This is a genomic window from Deinococcus sp. QL22, assembly GCF_023370075.1.
Lineage (GTDB): Bacteria > Deinococcota > Deinococci > Deinococcales > Deinococcaceae > Deinococcus.
Map to the genome: position 1 here is coordinate 2,570,559 of NZ_CP097149.1, position 18,853 is coordinate 2,589,411.

Annotated in this window: 13 protein-coding genes and 1 pseudogene; 7 read left to right on the plus strand and 7 right to left on the minus strand. The window is 63.3% G+C overall.

Annotated elements, in window-relative coordinates; all coding sequences use genetic code 11:
- Positions 1–813: 813 nt before the first annotated feature.
- Both M1R55_RS12890 and M1R55_RS12895 read right to left on the minus strand, forming a co-directional pair.
- Entirely contained in the window at positions 814–1,524 is a 711-nt protein-coding gene (locus M1R55_RS12890; RefSeq protein WP_249392150.1) for a response regulator, read from the minus strand.
- Positions 1,521–3,107, minus strand: coding sequence for a sensor histidine kinase (locus M1R55_RS12895; RefSeq protein ID WP_249394211.1), 1,587 nt, complete (start codon positions 3,105–3,107; stop codon positions 1,521–1,523). The genes M1R55_RS12890 and M1R55_RS12895 overlap by 4 nt, the downstream gene beginning before the upstream one ends.
- Before the next feature lie 362 nt (positions 3,108–3,469).
- Here M1R55_RS12895 and M1R55_RS12900 point away from each other — a divergent pair.
- The 3 genes and pseudogenes from M1R55_RS12900 to M1R55_RS12910 all read left to right on the plus strand — a co-directional run bounded on the left by M1R55_RS12900 (position 3,470) and on the right by M1R55_RS12910 (position 6,558).
- Positions 3,470–4,433, plus strand: a pseudogene (locus M1R55_RS12900) (Bug family tripartite tricarboxylate transporter substrate binding protein).
- A gap of 104 nt (positions 4,434–4,537) precedes the next feature.
- Complete coding sequence (locus M1R55_RS12905; RefSeq protein WP_249392151.1) at positions 4,538–5,065, plus strand: tripartite tricarboxylate transporter TctB family protein; 528 nt, start codon at positions 4,538–4,540, stop codon at positions 5,063–5,065.
- Positions 5,065–6,558: a tripartite tricarboxylate transporter permease gene (locus tag M1R55_RS12910; RefSeq protein WP_249392152.1), complete on the plus strand. Its 1,494-nt coding sequence runs from the start codon at positions 5,065–5,067 to the stop codon at positions 6,556–6,558. The genes M1R55_RS12905 and M1R55_RS12910 overlap by 1 nt, the downstream gene beginning before the upstream one ends.
- A 103-nt stretch (positions 6,559–6,661) precedes the next feature.
- Here the strand turns inward: M1R55_RS12910 and M1R55_RS12915 are convergent, their stop codons facing one another.
- Complete coding sequence (locus tag M1R55_RS12915; protein ID WP_249392153.1) at positions 6,662–7,375, minus strand: ABC transporter ATP-binding protein; 714 nt, start codon at positions 7,373–7,375, stop codon at positions 6,662–6,664.
- Entirely contained in the window at positions 7,372–8,532 is a 1,161-nt protein-coding gene (locus M1R55_RS12920) for an ABC transporter permease (protein ID WP_249394212.1), read from the minus strand. The genes M1R55_RS12915 and M1R55_RS12920 overlap by 4 nt, the downstream gene beginning before the upstream one ends.
- A 260-nt stretch (positions 8,533–8,792) precedes the next feature.
- Here M1R55_RS12920 and M1R55_RS12925 point away from each other — a divergent pair, with 260 nt between their 5' ends.
- Entirely contained in the window at positions 8,793–10,061 is a 1,269-nt protein-coding gene (locus tag M1R55_RS12925) for a DUF4127 family protein (RefSeq protein ID WP_249392154.1), read from the plus strand.
- A gap of 35 nt (positions 10,062–10,096) precedes the next feature.
- Here M1R55_RS12925 and M1R55_RS12930 read toward each other — a convergent pair whose 3' ends face one another.
- Positions 10,097–10,987 carry a DMT family transporter gene (locus tag M1R55_RS12930; protein WP_249392155.1) on the minus strand — a complete coding sequence of 297 codons (891 nt, stop codon included), beginning with the start codon at positions 10,985–10,987 and terminating at the stop codon, positions 10,097–10,099.
- A 1-nt stretch (position 10,988) separates the two neighbouring features.
- Positions 10,989–11,846, minus strand: coding sequence for a glucodextranase DOMON-like domain-containing protein (locus tag M1R55_RS12935; protein WP_249392156.1), 858 nt, complete (start codon positions 11,844–11,846; stop codon positions 10,989–10,991).
- Positions 11,847–12,568: 722 nt separating this feature from the next.
- Between M1R55_RS12935 and M1R55_RS12940 the strand changes: the two genes are divergently transcribed.
- From M1R55_RS12940 to M1R55_RS12950, 3 genes are all read left to right on the plus strand, one after another.
- Positions 12,569–14,851 (plus strand): bifunctional (p)ppGpp synthetase/guanosine-3',5'-bis(diphosphate) 3'-pyrophosphohydrolase, encoded by a 2,283-nt coding sequence (locus M1R55_RS12940; RefSeq protein WP_249394213.1) that lies wholly within the window; start codon positions 12,569–12,571, stop codon positions 14,849–14,851.
- 216 nt (positions 14,852–15,067) lie between these two features.
- Positions 15,068–17,353 (plus strand): endonuclease MutS2, encoded by a 2,286-nt coding sequence (locus tag M1R55_RS12945; protein WP_249392157.1) that lies wholly within the window; start codon positions 15,068–15,070, stop codon positions 17,351–17,353.
- 87 nt (positions 17,354–17,440) lie between these two features.
- On the plus strand, positions 17,441–18,469 hold the full coding sequence (locus M1R55_RS12950) for a hypothetical protein (protein ID WP_249392158.1): 1,029 nt from the start codon (positions 17,441–17,443) through the stop codon (positions 18,467–18,469).
- A gap of 66 nt (positions 18,470–18,535) precedes the next feature.
- Here M1R55_RS12950 and M1R55_RS12955 read toward each other — a convergent pair whose 3' ends face one another.
- Positions 18,536–18,703: a hypothetical protein gene (locus M1R55_RS12955; RefSeq protein ID WP_249392159.1), complete on the minus strand. Its 168-nt coding sequence runs from the start codon at positions 18,701–18,703 to the stop codon at positions 18,536–18,538.
- Positions 18,704–18,853: the final 150 nt, after the last annotated feature.

Below are 18,853 nucleotides of genomic sequence, written 5' to 3' on the forward strand. Positions count from 1 at the left end.
CTCATCGATCCGCGTGTCAGCAGGGGCGCACCCGGCACGCTCAGGCTGTCGCAGGCGTTCAGAGCGCTGGGCAGGCCGCCTTGCGGTGTGGGAAGCCCGCGTATTCCCGCTGCATGATCGGCCCGCCAAGCCGTGCAAATGCCGTCCAGATCAATTTGAAGGGCGAACGGGATGTCTGGGGAGAGGCGGGTGAGGTAGTGCAGCCAGGTGGCCCCCTGCGAATGGCCCAGCAGCACCAGACGCGGCGGGTTCGGCCCCTTCAGCCAGCCGTTGTTCAGGCGCTCGAAGTCGGCCAGGAGAGAGCCGAAGCCACGCTGGGGAGCCTGCACCTGCAACGAGTTAACCTGCGCCGCCGCGTTACTGGCATATCCGGCCACCTGCACCATCAGGCCCGCCGCCGCGATCTCATCGGCCACCGCGTCTACCGTTCCCCGTGAACTCAGGTAGTCCCAGTTGTCTCGCGGAGCCACGCAGGGCGGCCCACAACGCCCCGACACGCTCAGAAGAACCACGTCGGGCGGGGGGCCAGCCAGATTCAGCGCCGCACTCCGCCCCGGCTGCACCGTAACGGGGGCACAGCCGGTCAACAAAATAAAAAAGAAGGGAAAAAGACGGTAAAGGGCAGACATTCGGGTTCAGTTTAAGAGCAACCGGGTCACGCGGGGGTCAGGCGGAATTGATTTGGGCCAGATTCACTGCTCAGCCCCCGTTTGCACGGGCAAGGGGGCTAGGAAGCGGAGTGAAACCTGTCATCTGTTCTTGGCCCCTAGACCCCTGGATCCCCTACCTACAGCCCAATTCCTGCACCCACCGTCAACTCTCGCCCGACTCAGCCGCCTGCTCACCCCGCGCCCGGTACAGCTTGGCAGGCCGCCCCGCCAACCCGTACTGATGATCCAACTGGGCGCGGCCCACCCGCACCAGATGTTCCAGGTAGCGCCAGGCAGTTACCCGGCTCAGGGCCACGCGGTCGCCAATCTCTTCGGCACTCGTCGGGCGGCCCATATCGTCGAGCGACAGATACACCCGCTCCAGCGTATGCGGGTCGATGCCGCGTGGCAAAGCTTCGGCGGCGCTGGCACTGATGCCCAGCAAGCGGTCTAGGCTGGCCTGATCCAGCCGGGGTGCGGCATTGGGAGTGCTGGGCGTATGGCGGGCGCGGTGACGGGCCACCAATTCGGCCAACCTCGCGCCCGTAAACGGCTTGATCAGGTAATCGAAGGCCCCGTGTGCCAGCGCCGTGCGAACGCTGAATTCATCGTCGGCAGCAGTAATCAGGGCCACATCGGTGGTGCGGCCCTGCGTGCGCCAGTGCCTCAGCAGGCCCAAACCGCTGCCATCAGGCAAATGAATGTCCAGCAAAATCAGATCGGGGGCCAGAGCCTGTGCCAGCGCGTCGCCCTGGGCACAGGTGGCCGCGCTCCCCACCACATGCACGTCGGGGTCGCGTTCCAGCAAATCCCGGTTCACGCGGGCCACCCGCAAATCGTCTTCTACCAGCAGCACCCGCACCCGTGTACTCATGCCGGACGCCTCGGCGCACTATTTTCTGGAGAAGAGGTGGCCAGTACAGTGCTTGCCGGCGCAGGCAGGCTGACCTGAAACACCGTATGCCCGCCGCGCCGCGTGTGCTTGATTTGCCCGCCGAGCGCCTGCACTCGCCCCAGCACGCCTGCCAGCCCGTAGCCCCGGCCCTCGCCCTTGCTGCTCGCGCCGCGTGTAAAGAGCCGGGCCGCCACGCCCGCCGCCACGCCGGGGCCGCTGTCTTCCACCTCCACCTGTGCGCCTTCCGGGTCTTCGCCAATCAGCACGGTGACGGTTCCCGGTTGCCCGGCCAGCGCCTCGAACGCATTTTCGGTCAGGTTACCCACTGCTGTCACCAGCGTATCGGCGTGCCGTTCCCACAGGGCCGATAGATTGCTCCCCTCGGCCACCTGAAAATCGATCCCGAGTTCCTGCGCCCGCTCACGTTTTCCGGCCAGCAGCGCCACCAAACGGGGAACCTGCACATCCCTCAGCAGTTGCCGGAACTGCGCGCCCTGCTCGATTTCGGCGTTCAGCACACGCAGGGCTTCGGCGGGGCGGCCCAGTTGCAACAGCCCTGACAGCACATGCAGGCGGTTCTGGTACTCGTGTGTTTGGGCACGCAGCACATCCACAAACCCGCGTGCATGGGTCAGTTCGTCAGCCAGGGCCACCGCTTCGGCCCGGTCCCTGAATCCTGCCACGAACCCACCTCCATCAGCCCCAGACTGTCCTAGCGGTTCTATGTTGACCAGAATGGGTTGGCCCTTCAGCATCACTTCCAGGTTTTGTTGGCGCGACAACGGCTGCTGCACCGGGCGGGTGAGGAGGGCCAATTCCGGCCAGTAATCGGCCAGAGGCGCGGGCGTCGACTGTGGCCTCACTGTCTGCGGCCTCACCGTCTGCGGCCCCAGCATCTCGGCGGCGCGGTCATTGACCAGCGTCACCCGGCCCTGTCCGTCTACAGCAATCACGCCTTCGCGCAGGGCGGCCAGCACCGCCCGCTGTTGGCCCACCAGCGCGGCAATCTGTTCGGGTTCCAGATTCAGAATATCGGCCCGCAGTCGCCGGGCTACCAACATCGCGCCCGCCGTGCCCAGCCCCAGCGCCAGCACGAACCACGGAGCCAAACTGATCAGCGCCCCCACCACCAGGTGCCAGGCGGCGGGCATCAGGTAGCCCGTGCTGACGACGCCCACCACCACGCCCGCCGCATTTTTGACTGGCACTTTGCCGCGTACGCTGACGCCGAGGCTGCCCCGCGCCACGCTGATAATTTCACGGCCTGCAAACGGTTCTATGTTGTCGCCGCCTTCCATCGGTTGCCCCAAGCGGTCAGGCAGCGGGTGCGCCAGCCGGATGCCTGCGCGGTTGCCCACCACGATAAAATCGGCCTCGGCCTGGGCGCGAATTTCGTTCACCTGAAGATTCAGGGCCGCGTTTTGCACGCCTGCTTCTGCACCTGACACGATGTTGGGTAAGCGCGACACGATCCGGCTGGTGGTCATGGCCCGTTCGCCTATGCGTTCTCTGGCCTCGCCGTACAGTTGCCACGTTTGCACCAGCACCAGCAGCGCAGTCATGGCGCACAGCACCAGCAGATGCAGCCACACCAGGCGGCCCTGAATGCCCTGCCGCCGCAGGAAAGGGGGTGGGCGGAACAGCGCAGGCAGGGGTAACGCAGGCACGGGCGTTGCGGTCAGATGGGAAGGCGGTGTGGGCCGGGTCACGGGGGATCAAGGGTCATTCTAGGCGCGGCGGGAAAGCGAGGCGGGCCTTGCGTGCATTGTGTTCACGGTTGTGCATTGTGGTCACCAAAAATGCTGTGTCAGACGTACAAAACCCCTTGTGTTGGCGTTGGCGTGAGCGTAGGGTGAACCACAACCACAATCTCACCCTGCTCTGCCGCCCACTTCCCGGCGCGGCCTGCCCCCGGAGGCACCCCATGTCTGTAAAAATCACGAAAAACGCTGCTCTGACCCTCTCCGCCTTGCTGCTGGCCGCGCCTGTCACACACGCTCAGGGCATCAACAACCTGCGCATCATGGCCCCGGCTGCCCCTGGCGGTGGCTGGGATCAGACCAGCCGCTCGCTGCAAACCGTTCTGCAAGACGAAGGTGTGGTCAAGCCCGTGCAGGTGTTCAACGTTCCCGGCGCGGGCGGCACGATTGGTCTGGCGCAGCTGTACAACGCCAAGGGCGACGGCAACCTGCTGATGACCATGGGCCTCGTGATGGTCGGCGCGATCCAGACCAACAACTCTAAAGTCGACCTGAGCCGTGTGACCCCGATTGCCCGCCTGACCGGGGAATATGAGGTGCTGGTGGTGCCTGCCAGCAGCCCGTATAAAAACACCGCCGACCTGGTCGCCGCTTGGAAGGCCAACCCCGGCGCAGTAGCCTTCGCAGGCGGCAGCGCGGGCGGCACCGACCATATGCTGGTGGGCCTGCTGGCGCGGGCGGCGGGCGTAGACCCCAAAGATGAACTATGTGCCCTTCAGTGGCGGCGGCGAAACCCTGGCAGCCTTGCTGGGCAATCAGGTCGCGGCAGGCGTGGCAGGCTACGGCGAGTTCGAGGCCCAGATCAAGGCCGGAAAATTGCGGGCCATCGGCATCAGTGCGCCCAAAGCTCAGGCCGGAATTGCTGTACCCACGCTTAAATCTCAGGGCTACAACATTGATCTGGCCAACTGGCGCGGCATCGTGGCTCCTCCCGGCATCAGCGCCAGCGAGAAATCGGCGCTGGTGGCAGCGCTGGACAAGATGCACAAATCCAAAGCTTGGAAAGACACCCTGAAGACCCGCAACTGGACAGACCTGTACATGAGCGGCAGCAAGTTCGACGTGTTCCTGAAACTGGAAGCCGTGCGGACTAAAGGTATCTTGCAAGACATCGGCCTCGTGAAGTAAGCCGGAGCACCAGGGGGCGGAGTGGAAGCACGAGAGCCACTTCGCCCCGTTTCATGGCAAGACCGCCCCAAGATCAACCCCTTTCTCATTTCCCAGAGGTTCCCATGCCCGATCCCGTGCCACCCCCTATTTCTCTCTCTCCCTCCCGCCGCCCCATCAGCGTGCCCGACCTGCTGATTGCCCTCGGCGTGGTGGTGCTGGGCCTGCTGATGCTGATCGGCACCAACCAGATTGCCGCTTCAGGCATGAATACGGTGGTGGGGCCGAGAGTCTTCCCGTTGATCGTCAGTATCGGCACGCTGGGTCTGGGCGTGCTGCTGACTGTTGGGGCCTTGCGGGGCCACCGCGCCGAACCTGCCACCGAGGAAGACACCGACCCCAATGTGCCCGTGAATCTGGCGTCTCCAGGCCTTATTCTGGGCGGGTTCCTGCTGGGCACGCTGCTGCTGCAACCGCTGGGTTTCGTGTTTGGCACGGCCATCATGTATTTCACGGTGGCTTACGCCTTCGGTGAGCGGCGGTACGGCCTGATGGCGGGCGTGGCACTCATCGTCGCGCTCATCACCTACTTGCTGTTCACGCGTGGGCTGGGCCTGACCCTGCCCCCCGGCCTCCTCAAGGGTGTGATCTGATGGACGCCATCACCGCCCTGTTCGCCGGATTTGAAACAGCCCTGACGCCCATTAACCTGCTGTGGGCGCTGGTGGGTGTCACGCTGGGTACGCTGGTGGGCGTGCTGCCGGGCATCGGGCCAGCCCTGACGGTGGCGCTGCTGCTGCCCGTCACCGCCAAATTGCCCCCCGTCAGCGCCTTCATCATGTTCGCGGGCATCTATTACGGCGGCATGTTCGGCGGCTCTACCACCTCTATTTTGCTGAATACCCCCGGCGAATCCAGTTCTATCATTACCGCGCTGGAAGGCAATAAAATGGCCCGCAAAGGCCGCGCCGCCGCTGCTCTGGCGACTGCCGCTATCGGGTCGTTCGTGGCCGGAACCATCGGCACCATGCTGCTCACGTTTGCTGCACCTGCCATTGCCGAAATCGCTGTGCAGATTCGCCCCGAAGCCAAGTTTTCGCTGATCATGCTGGCGTTCGTGACCATCAGCGCCACCTTTGGCGGTAGCCCCCTGCGCGGCCTGATCAGCCTGTTTTTTGGCCTGTGCATCGGGCTGGTAGGCACCGACCTGCAAAGTGGGCAGGCCCGGTTCACGCTGGGCCGCCCCGAACTGCTGGACGGCATCGAGTTCGTCACGGTGGTTATCGGCCTGTTTGCCATCGGGGAAACGCTGTTTGTGGCCTCCCGCCTGCGCAAAGACAAGGCCAGCGTCATCAAGTTGGAGGGCAACGCCCGCATGACCCGCGAAGACTGGCGGCGCAGTTGGAAACCCTGGCTGCGCGGCACGGCGTTGGGCTTTCCCTTCGGCGCAATTCCAGCAGGCGGCGCAGAAATTCCTACCTTCCTGAGCTACACGCTGGAAAAGAAGCTGAGCAAGCACCCCGAAGAGTTCGGCAAGGGTGCAATTGAAGGCGTGGCTGGCCCCGAAGCCGCCAACAACGCCGCCGCTGCCGGAGTGCTGGTGCCGCTGCTGACGCTGGGGCTACCCACCAGCGCCACCGCCGCCATCTTGCTGGCCGCCTTTCAGCAGTACGGGCTTCAGCCGGGGCCGCTGCTGTTCGTGACCAGCCCGGAACTCGTCTGGGGCCTGATTGCCAGCCTGTACATCGGCAACGTGATGCTGCTGGCGCTGAACCTTCCCCTCGCGCCCGTGTGGGCCAAGCTACTGTTGATTCCGCGTCCGTTTCTGTATGCCGGAATCCTCGTGTTTTCGACGGTGGGCGTCTACAGCCTCAACAATAGTGTGTTTGATCTGTTCTTGCTGGCCCTGTTCGGCATCATCGGCTATGGCATGCGCCGCTTCGATTTCCCCATCACCCCTGCCATCATCGGCGTCATTCTGGGGCCAACCGCCGAAAGCTTTTTCCGCACGGCCCTGCAACAAAGCAACGGCGATTACAGCACCTTCGTTCGCCAGCCGCTCAGCGCGTTCATCCTGTTTATCGTTGCGCTGGCACTCATTGTTCCGGCGGTGTTGAAGGCGAGGAAGCCGTCAGTAGTGAGTTGATCTAGGCTGGGTTGATCTAACGGGTGGACAATGGAACGTAGATCGTGGTTAGAGCTTCACCACGATCTACGTTCCATTTGACTGTCTGAGTTCCACTGCCGATTTAGCTGCTCACCACTCCATCCCGCACCCGCAGCGTATGGCTTGCCAGCGCTGCCACATCCCGGTCATGGGTAATCAGCACCACCGTCCGGCCCCCCTGCGCCTGTGCGGTCAGCAAATCCAGCACCTTCTGGCCCGTGCGGGTGTCCAGATTTCCGGTGGGTTCGTCGGCCAGCAGCACGGCGGGGTCGCAGGCCAGGGCGCGGGCAATCGCTACCCGCTGCGCCTCTCCGCCCGACAACTGGCCTGGAAGGTGCGTGGCGCGGTTGCCTAATCCCACGCGCTCCAGCAGTTGTCGGGCGCGTTCGCGGCGTTCCTTGGGCTTCATTCCGGCCAAGGTCAGCGGGAATTCCACGTTTTCCAGCGCACTCAGAATGGTCACGAGGTTGTGGTTCTGGAACACGAACCCGTAATGCTTGAGCCTGAAGTCGGCGCGGCCCGCTTCCGAGAGGCTGTGCAGATCGGTGCCGCCCACCACCACGCGCCCGGAACTGGGGGTATCGAAGCCCGCCAGCAGATTCAGCAGGGTGCTTTTGCCGCTGCCGCTCGGCCCCACCACGGCAGTCAGCCCTTGCGGGAAGGTGTGGGTAAACGGGGCCAGCGCCGTCACGGAGCCTTCACCGCTGGGGTAGATGCGCGATAAATCCTGGGTTACGAGGGCGGGGCGGGAGGCGTCGGGGGCCACCTTTCCGTCCACCACTACAGGCGAGGTCATACGCGCCCCAGTGCGTCGGTAATACTCAGGCGGCTGGCACTGCGCGAGGGGAGCAGCCCCGACAGCAGCCCCAGCAAAATGCTGATGCCCAGCGCGAGCAGGGTCAGGCGCGGGGTCAGGGCCGCCGCGTCTATTCCGGCCAAGTTTTGGGTGTACAGATTCACGCCCCAGATGCCCGCCAGTCCCAGAATGATGCCGCCCACGCCGCCTGCCAGCGCCAGCAGCAGCGATTCGGTCAGCACCAGCGCCCGCACGAAGCCGGGGCGTGCGCCGATGGCCCGTAGGGTTCCAAATTCGCGGGTACGCTCGAACACGCCCATCATCACGGTGTTGGCGACGGCCAGCCCGCCCACGATCAGCGCGATCAGGCTGATGCCGAAGCGCACGGCGTCACTGATTCGCAGGGCACGTTCCACAAAGCTCAGGAAATCCGATTGGGTCGAGGCTTCCAGATTCAGCCGCTTGGCGAGAGTGGTGGCGACGGCGCGGGAATCACGGGGATTCTCCAATTTCAGGGCCACCAGCGACACCCGGCCTGTGGCTCCCTCGGCGTCTTGCAGGGTTCGCAGCGGTAGAAAAATAAAAGAATCTACCAGCCCTGATTCTTGCGCCAGCACGCCGATTACCTTGACCGAAGTCCGGCGTGTGAGATTCAGCGTGCTGCCCACCTTCAGGCGCAGGTTTTCAGCGGCTTTGGCCCCCACCACCGCCACTTTTTGGCCTTCATCGCCAGCAATCAGGGCGCGGCCTGTGGCGGGCACGATTTTGGGAAACACCGTGCTGATGCCCTGCGCGGCGGGCAGGCCGTACAGCACCACACTCTGCGATACGTCCAGACTGCTTCTGACGCTCATGACCACCGGCGTCACCGAGGTGATCCCCAGTTCCGCCGCCAGCTTTTGAATGTCGGCCACCGCCGTTTCGGGCAGATTGGGCTGCGGCGCAAAGCCCTGTGTAAACCCGCTGAGGCTGACCTGCACATCTGGCCCGATACCGCCGAGTTCGCTGGTGAATACCTTGCGAATTCCCTCGCCCAGAGAAAGAAAAACCACCATGCTGGCAACGGCCACCGTAATGCCCAGCGCCGTCAGCAGCGTGCGCACAGGCCGCCGCGTGAGTCCTCGCCACGCCAGCGCCCACAAATCTCCCCAAGACATCATGAGATGTAAGGTACGCCGAAACGTCAGGACAAAAGACGGGAAGTGTTGCGGAGTGGAGACGCACGGGATACGGGTGCTTGGTCTAAGGCTTTAGGGTCGAAGGGGCTGAGGGCAAAGAACGGCCAGGTATAATTCCCCTCCTTAGGGGGGGCGTTGCGGGGCAACGGGGGGTTTACCCACAGCCTCAGAAGATTCCCCCGCCCCGCTCTCATCTTTCCCGCTGCCGTGCCTCACGCGTTGCCTCTAGCCTGAAGCCCATGCTCAAGCCTGCTTTTCTTCTCTCCTTCCTGTCTGCGGGCCTGCTCCAGGCGGGTGCACAGACCTTTATTCCGCTGGATTCCCGGCCTGCCACGCGGGTATTGCCAGCCCTGATCGCGGGCCTCAGCGGGCGTGAAATACAGGTGGTGCCTGCCGAACTGCTGGGCAATGCCACACGCGGCGCAGACCCGGCAGCCCTGACGGCGTGGCTGAATGCTCAACCGGTGGGCGGCCCTCTCGTCGTTGCTCTGGACGCCCTCGCTTACGGCGGCCTTGTGCAGTCGCGCACCAGCCCACTGACCACCGATGAGGCGCTGGCCCGCCTGGCCCCGTTGAGAGACTGGAAAACCCGCACCGGGCAGCCCATCTACGCCTTCATCACGCTGCCCCGCGAGCCGGACGCCACCCACCGGGAGCGCAATCTGAACGTGACGCGCCGCATGGTGGAGTGGGCACGCGAAGGTGTATTTGCCGAACTGCACATCGCCTGGGATGATGCCCTGGCGGGCAGTCCTGCTCCGGCAGAGGGTGCGGCGCTGGCGCAGAATGCCCCGGCCAATGTGCGCGTGTACCCCGGAGCCGACGAGGTGCTGTCTATGCTGGCGGCCCGCACTCTGGCTCCCGCCCCCAAAACCGTGCGCGTGGAATACAGCGACCCCAAAGCGGCAGAGGCCGTGATCCGCTACGAGGGCATTCCTCTGACCCAGAGCGCCCTGAATCATGCCGAGGGCAGCGGCTACCGGGTAGTGGCTTCTGGCCCCGCAGACCTGACGCTGTACGTGTTCAATGGGGGAGACCCGCGCCGCGCTGCCGTGCGAATCAGCACCCTGCTGCGGGTTGGCCCGGTGGCGGTGGCCGACGTGGAAAAGGTGAATCTGGGCAATACGCGCCTCTGGTCAGATCTGGCGGTGTTGCGCCAGCCTGCCAACTTGCGCTCGCTCGCGGCATGGGGCACGCCCGGCAACAACCTGGGCACGGCTCTGGCCCATGCTAAGCTCACTCTGGGCGGTGTGAACGCAGTGCGCCAGGACGCGTTGCTGGCCCGTGAATACGCCAACGACATCATTTACAGCGCTGACTTGCGGGCCGCCCTCCGGAAAGCTTTGCCTGAAGATCAACTGAACACGCCGCAGGGTCAGGCCGCCCTGCTTAAGCTGGCCGCCGAGTATTTTCCGTTGCGCTTGGGCCAGACCTATACCCTTGACGCCGCCGATTTGCCCTGGGGCCGCAGCTTCGAATGGAACTTTGACTTGAAGGGCGGGTGGTGAGGGAGAGGAGTTGAAGGGCGGGGGAATACTCGGCCCTACTCCTTCAAACTCAGCAGCAACGCCGCCCCAATAACCAATGCCGCGCCCAGTAACGCCGTGACCGACAGGCGTTCGGCAAACAGCCACGCGGCTAGGGCTGCGGCCACCACCGGCTCCAGGCTGGCAATCACGCTGGCGCGGGTGGCGGGCAGGCGCGGCAGGCCGAGGCTATAGGCGGTATAGGCGAGGTACGTAGACAGGAAGGCGATGGCCCCCAGCCCACTCCACGCAGCGGGTGTTTTGGCGCTGAACTCTACGAAGGGTAGCAGGCCCAATGCGCCTATGGGCAAGGCCACAGCCAGCAGCGCGGGCGGTGAGTAGCGGCCAAAAAACGCCTTTCCATACAGGTAATACAGGCTGTAAGTGAATCCGGCGACTAGCCCAAACGCCAGCGCCGCCGCCGACACGGTGACGCCCCGCCCGCCGCCGAGGCTGATCAGGGCGATGCCCGCCAGTGTTCCGGCCACTGCCAGCACGTCGCGCCTGCCCAGCCGCTCGCGCAAGACCGCCCAGCCGAACAGGGCCACAAACGCCGGGGCCGTGTACAGCAGCACACTCGCCAAACTTGCGCCGCCTGCCCGTACCGCCAGTTGATAGGAGCCGTAGAAAATACTGACGCCCGCGATGCCGAACGCCGCCGTGATCCAGAAATCGCGTCCACGTGGCAAGGGCGCACGAATCAGCGCGGCGTGTGCTGCAAACAGGCCGCCGCCCAACACCGCCCGCCAGAAGGCCACTTCCAATGGCCCCACGCCCGCTACCTGCACATTCTTGCCAAAAATGCCTAGTAGTCCCCACAGAAACGCCGCCGTCAGAATCAGCAGCGGGGCGGGAATGTTGCGGCTCCAGCCAGCGGCCTGCGCCTGCGCCGTAGGGGCGTCGGTCATCTCAGAAGCTCCGTCTGCGCCAGACCAGCACCGTCGCGCCAACGGTCAGCAGCAGGCCCACGCCGCCCACTGCGGCCAGGAGTAGCGTGCGGCTGTCGCGGGTTTCTCCCACCGGGGCCAGCGTGTCCAGCGTGTACACCGCCGTATCGTCGGGTGCGGCCAGCACGTCTACCGGGGCGGGCGCACTGGCGCGGCTGGCTTGCAGCGCCGAAGTATCCGGCCCGGTGCTTGGACGCAAAATGCCGTCGGCACTCAGGGGCGAATACACGCTGCTCGTGACCCAATAGGCGTACTGGCCGGATGGAATGGCCGTATCGATGACCAGATTGGTGCCTTCTATGCTGACCGTGGGGGCCGCCATCGGCACAGGTTTCTGGTTCAGGCTGGACGAGGCGCCCTCCTGTCCGGTGGGTAGACCTTCCAATGTGGCCCCGGCCCCGGTGACGCGTACATGGTATTGCCAGCCGCCCGCCCCGCGCACGTTCAGGCCCAGATTCCCCAGTGTGCGTACTGTGCCCAGCGGTGATTTCACAAAAATGTCAACCACACTGGCCGAAAAGCCGGAAGGCAAGCCCCAGGGGTTTTCGATGCGTCCCAGCCCCACCGTAAAGCGCATTCCCGTCGATGGTTTAGCCGTGCCCTGAAGCAGTGGCAGCGTTTTCTTGGCCGTGTTGCCCAACGCTTCGGCCCGGAATTCGCGCAGGTCTAGGGCGTCGCCACTGATGGCTGGGCGGGTGGGCAGCACGTAGCCGCCGTCGCCGCGTGCATCGCCCGCCGGGTCTGGGTAGGAAAAGAGGGCCGCGAACAGCATGGGCACAGACAGCATCGGCGCAGAGAGGAGCGAAACGGGCAACAGCACGCCCGCAAGTATAGGTCAGGGCCGCGTGAAGGACAGGTGATGAGGTCGAGCTTATTCATGCCCTCACATCCCCACCGTATTGGGGCATTCATGTGGCCTTGATCTACAATCGGTCAGAACCCCTCATGATAATAGGATTGGCCTGCACGTGTGCCAGTCGGTCTTTCTGGCCACTGCAACAACCTGTCTGAGCAGGCACTCCCACGCCGTATTGCCATTCCCGAACGCTCCTCCCGCCGAACGTAAAGCCACGGTCAGCTTGCCCGCATTTGTTCCACAAAACGGGGTTTAAACTATGGGGGTGAAGGGCTTACGCGAGTTCATAGATTGGTTGCGCGAAACGCTGAAGGGCGCTGTCCAGCCTCCCCGTCAGTTGCAACCCGTCCCGATTCCCGTGCGCGTCCGCGAACGCCGCTGAGGATCATCTCCCTCACTTCTCTCTGTGGTTGACCCAAAACTGAACTCTAGGCGCTTACTTGCGGGTAGGCGCTTTTGCTGTGGCATCCTTGTTGCGGCGTTCTTGCCGTGTAGCCCTGACGTTCCCGTGACCTGACTCCCCGTGTCCGGGCCACCGCCGCGCTATGCTGCCCCGCGTGTCCGGCCCGCCAAACACCAACCCGTCCGACCTGCCTACTGACCTTCATTTACCGGAGCCAGACGCCACCCTTGCCGCCTCATCTGCACATGCCCAGCCAGAGGACGCCCGCGCCGACGATCACGGCATGGCCGAACTGCGGGTGCTGGTTTCCGAACGGCCCGAAGCCGAGCGGGTGCGGGTAGAAAAAGCCTACATTTTTTCCCGTGACGCTCACGACGGCGTGAACCGCAAGAGCGGCGAGCCGTACATCACGCATCCGGTGGCGGTGGCGGTCATTCTGGCACGGCTGGGCATGGACACCGACAGCCTGATGGCGGGCCTGCTGCACGACACGGTAGAGGACGTGGACGGCATCACCTTCGAACTGATCGAATCCGAGTTTGGCCCTGACGTGCGGCGGATCGTTGAGGGCGAAACCAAGGTCAGCAAACTGAGCAAGCAGGGCAGCCAGGTGGCCGAGGTGAAGGACGCCGGGCGCGATATGCAGGCCGAAAATCTGCGGCAAATGCTGATCGCCATGACCGCCGACATCCGAATTATTGTAGTGAAACTGGCTGACCGCCTGCACAATATGAGGACTTTGGGCAGCATGAGGCCCGAAAAGCAGCAGCGCATCGCCCGCGAAACGATGGAGATTTTTGCTCCGCTGGCGCACCGCCTCGGCATCGGGCAGATCAAGTGGGAACTCGAAGACCTCAGCTTCCGCTACCTGCAACCCGACGCCTACGAATACCTGCAAACCCGCCTGCGAACCAAGCAGGAGGAGCGTGACGCCCTGATTCAGAGTGCGGTGGCGCAGTTGCAAGAATCCCTGATCGACGATCTGGAATTGCCGGAATGGGTCAGCGACATCGATATTTCGGGCCGCAGCAAGCACCTCTGGAGCATTCACAACAAGATGCAAAAAGAGGGGAAGGCGCTGGAACAGATTTTTGATCTGCTGGCGATCCGCGTGATCCTGAAGCCCAAAGACCTGATCGTGCCGCCCGGAACCGACGAAAAGCGCCGCGAACGGGCCGAGCAGACCCGCGAGAAACGCATTTGCTACCACACGGTGTCTATCGTGCATTCGATGTGGACGCCGCTGCCGGGGCGCTTCAAGGACTACATCGCCGTGTCCAAACCCAACGGCTACCAGAGCCTGCATACCACCGTCATTACCCAGAGTGGGCAGCCGATAGAAGTGCAGATTCGCAGCCTCCGCATGCATGAAGTGGCCGAATACGGCGTGGCGGCGCACTGGATGTACAAGCAGGGCGCACAGTTGGCGCAGCGTGACCGCGAAAACTGGATTACCCAGTTGCGCGAGTTGCAAAACGAGATCAACGACGCCAGCGATTACATGGACGCCGTGAAAACCGACATCCTGAGTCAGCGCGTGCGGGTGTTTACGCCCAAAGGGTTGGCGATCAGTTTGCCGGTAGGCAGCACCGCCGTGGATTTCGCCTACCACATTCACACCCGGATCGGGGAAACGACGGTGGGGGCGCGGGTCAACGGGTCGATCGTGCCGCTGTCTCATAAGCTGGGCAACGGCGATATGGTGCAGATCGTGACCAGCAAGAACGGCCACCCCAGCCGCGACTGGCTGAACTTTACGATCACCCGTAGCGCCCGCTCCAAAATCCGCCACCACTTCCGCACGCAGGAGCGCGACGAGGCGCTCAAGCATGGGCACGACCTGCTGGAACGCTATTTGCGGAAGCGGCAACTGGCCGTGCGCCAGCTGATGAGAACGCAATTGTTGGAAGACGCGGCCCACAAGCTGATGGGCACGCGCAACCCCGACGATCTGTATTTTGCTCTGCACTCGGGCAAAACGACGCCGAGTGTGGTGGCCCGGATTTTGTCGCCCAGTCTGGCGCAGGAGCAGGCTCCGACTGGCCCCAGCAAACGCGGCCCGGTCACGCCCCGCACGCCCGAACCCGGCGGCGTGTACGTGGAGGGACTGACCACCTCCAGCAAATTGTCTCAGTGCTGTAACCCCATTCGCGGCGATCAGATCATGGGATACCTGACGCGGGGCCGGGGCGTCAGCGTTCACCGGATCGACTGTCCCAACATGATCCGGCTGCTGAAAGACGAACCCGAACGCTGCATCGCCGCCAGTTGGGACGCGGGCACACCGGGCGGAACGATTGTGGATTTGGACGTGATCGCGCCGGATCGTCCGGGCCTGTTGGCCGACATTCTGGGTGTTCTGAGCGCCGAAAAACGCAGCCCCATGAAGATTGAGGCGGGCGTGAATGCCGACAACACCGCCCATATTCACCTGCGAATGGCCGTGACAGGCAACGCCGATCTGGAGCTGGTACGCACGGCTATTTTGCGCGTGCAGGGTGTGCAGGACATCGTGCGGGCGGGTCGTGGGAAGACTGGGACGCGAAAGAATGGGATGAGCGCGTAGGGGGATGGGACTATGGGTGACCCCCCCGAGTCTGCTTTGCAGTCAACTCCCCTTAAGGGGAGCACAACAGCTTTTAGTCCCCATCTCTAAGGGGGGCGTTGCGCCAGCAACGGGGAGGTTCACCTTCCAAGTCAGCCACCAACTCCCATTCCCAAATTTTCTCTAAGCCACACAGCGCACGATTAATACCCCCCGACGTTGTTATGCTCACAGGCGATGTCGTTCGATGCCCGCGCCCTGTCTGCCCTAGATTTTCCCCGTATCCGCCAAGCGTTGGCCGAGCGCAGCGCCACCTCGTTGGGGGTGGAGCGGGCGCAGGCGCTGGAGCCTTCGGCAGATGGAGGCCGGATTGCCCGCGAACTGAACGAGGTCGAGGACGCCATGTTCGGCGTGAGCCTGAGCCTCGGCGGGATTCAGGATATCCGCGACCTGCACGGGCGGGCCATAGAAGGCCGGGTATTGTCGGGCAGCGACCTGCTGACGGCGGCCTATTCGCTGGACGGCGCGATGACCGTGAAGCGGGCGATTGGGGCCAATTCTCGGGGGCCGCTGCGAGAAGTGGCGCATGGGCTGGCCGACCACAGCGAACTGGTGCGGCGCGTGCTGGGCGCACTTGACCGCGACGGACAGGTGCGCGACGACGCCAGCCCCCGCCTGCGCGACCTCCGCAAGCGAATAGAACCGCTGCGGAGCCGGATCCGTGAACGCCTATCAAACACGCTGGAACGCTGGGCCGACGTGTTGCAGGAAAATATCGTAACCATTCGGCGTGACCGCTACGTGTTGCCCGTGCAGGCCAGCCGCGTCGGGCAGGTGCAGGGCATCATCGTGGACGCTTCGGCCACCGGGCAGACCTATTTTGTAGAACCCGCCACCGTGACGCCCCTCAACAACGAATTGGCCCGCCTGATCCTTGATGAAGAGGCCGAGGTGCGCCGGATTCTGACCGAGTTGTCGGGCCTGCTGGCCGCCGACCCCGACGTGCCGCTGACCCTCTCGACTATCGGCACGCTCGACCTGATCGCCGCCAAAGCCCGGCTGGCCCGCGACTGGCGACTGAACCGCCCCGAACCCGTGACAGACAACGCCTACGATCTGCGCGAGGCCCGTCATCCCCTGATCGAAAACCCGGTGCCCAACGACATCCGGCTTGGGGACATCAAGCTGCTGCTGATTACCGGGCCGAACATGGGCGGCAAGACGGCCACCCTCAAAACGCTGGGGCTGGCCGTCCTCATGCACCAGTGCGGGATGTACGTGGCGGCGGCCAGTGCCAAACTACCCGTCGTGCGCGACGTCTTGGTAGACATAGGAGACGAGCAGAGCATTGAGGCCAGCCTGTCTACCTTTGCCAGCCACCTCAAGCACCTGCGTTTCGTGCTTCGGCATGCGGCCCCCGATACGCTGGTTCTCATTGACGAGTTGGGCAGCGGCACCGACCCGGACGAGGGCGCGGCACTCTCGCAGGCCCTGATCGAGCAACTGCTGGGGCAAAATGCGCGGGGCATCATCACCTCTCACCTGTCGCCCCTGAAGCAGTTTGCGCTGGAAACCCCTGGGTTACGGAATGCCAGCATGGGCTTCGATCTGGCGACCCTCGCGCCCACCTACCACCTGCAAGTCGGGCAGCCCGGACGCAGCTACGCGCTGGCAATTGCCCGCCGCATGGGCCTTCCCGAAGACGTGCTGGTGCGGGCCGAAACCCTGCTCGGTCCCAACGCGGGCCTGATGGAACGGATGCTGGAAGGGCTGGAGCATGAGCGGGCCGACCTCGCAGAACAGTTGGCCGCCGCCGTGTCGGCCCGCCGCGACACCGAAACCGAACTGGCCCGCGTGCGTCATGAACGCGAAACGCTGGAGCAGAGGCGCAACGAGATGCTGGCCGAAGCCGCGCAGAAGGCCGAAACGCTGTATGCCGATGCCATAGAACGGGTACGAACGCTGCGTGCCCGCGCCCAGGAAGACGTGGCCCGCCCCCGCGTGATGCAGGAACTCCGCGACCTGCGAACCGCCGCGCAAAAGGCCCGCCCCGCGCCCCCCGCCCCCCGCGAGGAACGTGGCGACCCGATCCGGGTGGGCAGCAACGTGGATGTTCCCGCGTACAACGCCACCGGGCAGGTGCTGGAACTGCGCGGCGACGATTTGGTGGTGCAGCTCGGCGTGATGAAGGTGGGCGTGAAGCGCCGTGACGTGCGCGTGAAGCAGGAAGTCAAAGCCAAGGCACCACGTACTTTTGTGGGCACCACCAAAAGTACCTTTCAGAACGAACTGCAACTGCGCGGCATGGGCGTAGAGGAAGCCGTGGAAGAACTCAGAACGGCCATTCTGGAGGCCCACGCCCTCAAGGAAAGCCCACTGCGGGTGGTTCACGGCAAGGGCCAGGGCGTGTTGCGCCGCCTCCTGCGCGAATACCTGAAAAACGACAAGCGGGTGGAATCCTTCCATGACGCCGAAACCAACCAGGGCGGGCACGGCGTGACGATTGTGAATGTGAAGCGCTGAGCCTCAGACAAAAGCTGCTTCCATTGTCTTAGGCTCGAGTGTAAGTCGAATCACGTATTTCATCTTGAAAAACGGCAGGATGCCCTAGTGTCTAATCCTTTGTTTTCACTTCACAAGACCTTGATTGGCAAAATTGGTTTTGCCGGTCTGGCCCTCACGGCAGTGATGCCCGCTCAGGCGCAGTCTGCTGCCCCCGAACCCTTCCGGTTTCAGTTTCCAGCAGGGTACGTGGGCCGTCTGGGAGGCATCGAAGGTGTCTTAGATTTCGGTGCAGATATCGATAAAGTCAATGCATTTGGCGTCCGCTCTTTCCCTTTACCCACCCTGCAAGATGTACGCGTGGCGTTGGTCAAACACAATAAATACTGGGAATACAACATTAGTACCCGCATCAAAGACACGACGCTGCTGGCCGGAATCGTGAACAACGGTGATTCTCCGGCTGGAATTGCCAAAGTTGAAGTCACGCACGACCCATTTAAAGGCATTCAATACGGCGCATCTATTCAGGGGTATCAGGGAAATCCCTATATCGCCCGTTTTAATGTGGGCTACGCCTCTACGGTTTGGCAAGACCGAATTCGCATTCTTAATACAGTGGGTATCGGTGCAGAGCCTTCAAATTTTGTACCTTACACCTTTTCCCAGGTCAATGGCGGCTACGGCGAGCCTATCGGCCAACAATTCAACTGGCGAGTAGACAGCACCGCCCGCCTGTACACCTTTCCGCTGAATGACAAGGCGCAGTGGAGCGTGGACATCTCGCCCTCGCTGGAATACCGGCCCGGCGCTGGCGTGACCCTAAATCTGTCGCATCTGGAACGCTTTGCGGGCGGCGAAGTGGCCTTGCCCAGCCTCAACCTTGGCCGCTACGAGGAATCTAACGCCACCATTACCTACCGCATTCCGGGCACGCCTGAATTTGGGCTGGGTGCGCTGCGGGTGCGCGGAACCCGCAACTGGACGAGCGATTACACCTACCTCCGCAACGACGTCTTGCTGAACATCAAAGCCCTGCCGTTCCTGATTGGGCCCAGCATCGGCTACCAGTGGGGGCCAGCCAAAGACGGCAGCACCAGCCAAATGCTGTATGCGCTGGTCGTGATGAGCAAGTAGAGCCTGTTTCTCAAAAAAGTCTTTTAAATATCAAAGCCCGCCAGTTCTGCTGCGCGGGCTTTCACGTCATTCCTGCTCGACTTCCGGCGCAGGCGGTTGCGTGCTGGGTTCGCCGTTCTCTACGAATACGCCTTGTTTGGGCATATCGGTAGCCTGCAGCACGTTGCCTTCGGGGTGCTGCTGGGCCTGTTCGTCGGCCTGGCGGTGTTCGCGGTCTGAGGTCTTGTGGGTCATAGGACAGAGTAGGGGAGAGGCGAAGGCCGTGCATGCTGGCTTTTCTTTAGAATGCTGCTTTCGGTGGGGCTTCGCCGCTGCTGTCCCTGTGCTCTGTCCCCTGTGTGCCGGTGCTCTGGCCTGCGTTCATACTGACCTGAGACCCGCGTG

What these genes read in the sequence shown, in the direction of transcription:
- M1R55_RS12890 (WP_249392150.1), bottom strand. Translation starts at nt 1,524, where the DNA reads ATGAGTACACGGGTGCGGGTGCTGCTGGTAGAAGACGATTTGCGGGTG.
- M1R55_RS12895 (WP_249394211.1), bottom strand. Translation starts at nt 3,107, where the DNA reads ATGACTGCGCTGCTGGTGCTGGTGCAAACGTGGCAACTGTACGGCGAG.
- M1R55_RS12905 (WP_249392151.1), top strand. Translation starts at nt 4,538, where the DNA reads ATGCCCGATCCCGTGCCACCCCCTATTTCTCTCTCTCCCTCCCGCCGC.
- M1R55_RS12910 (WP_249392152.1), top strand. Translation starts at nt 5,065, where the DNA reads ATGGACGCCATCACCGCCCTGTTCGCCGGATTTGAAACAGCCCTGACG.
- M1R55_RS12915 (WP_249392153.1), bottom strand. Translation starts at nt 7,375, where the DNA reads ATGACCTCGCCTGTAGTGGTGGACGGAAAGGTGGCCCCCGACGCCTCC.
- M1R55_RS12920 (WP_249394212.1), bottom strand. Translation starts at nt 8,532, where the DNA reads ATGTCTTGGGGAGATTTGTGGGCGCTGGCGTGGCGAGGACTCACGCGG.
- M1R55_RS12925 (WP_249392154.1), top strand. Translation starts at nt 8,793, where the DNA reads ATGCTCAAGCCTGCTTTTCTTCTCTCCTTCCTGTCTGCGGGCCTGCTC.
- M1R55_RS12930 (WP_249392155.1), bottom strand. Translation starts at nt 10,987, where the DNA reads ATGACCGACGCCCCTACGGCGCAGGCGCAGGCCGCTGGCTGGAGCCGC.
- M1R55_RS12940 (WP_249394213.1), top strand. Translation starts at nt 12,569, where the DNA reads ATGGCCGAACTGCGGGTGCTGGTTTCCGAACGGCCCGAAGCCGAGCGG.
- M1R55_RS12945 (WP_249392157.1), top strand. Translation starts at nt 15,068, where the DNA reads ATGTCGTTCGATGCCCGCGCCCTGTCTGCCCTAGATTTTCCCCGTATC.
- M1R55_RS12955 (WP_249392159.1), bottom strand. Translation starts at nt 18,703, where the DNA reads ATGACCCACAAGACCTCAGACCGCGAACACCGCCAGGCCGACGAACAG.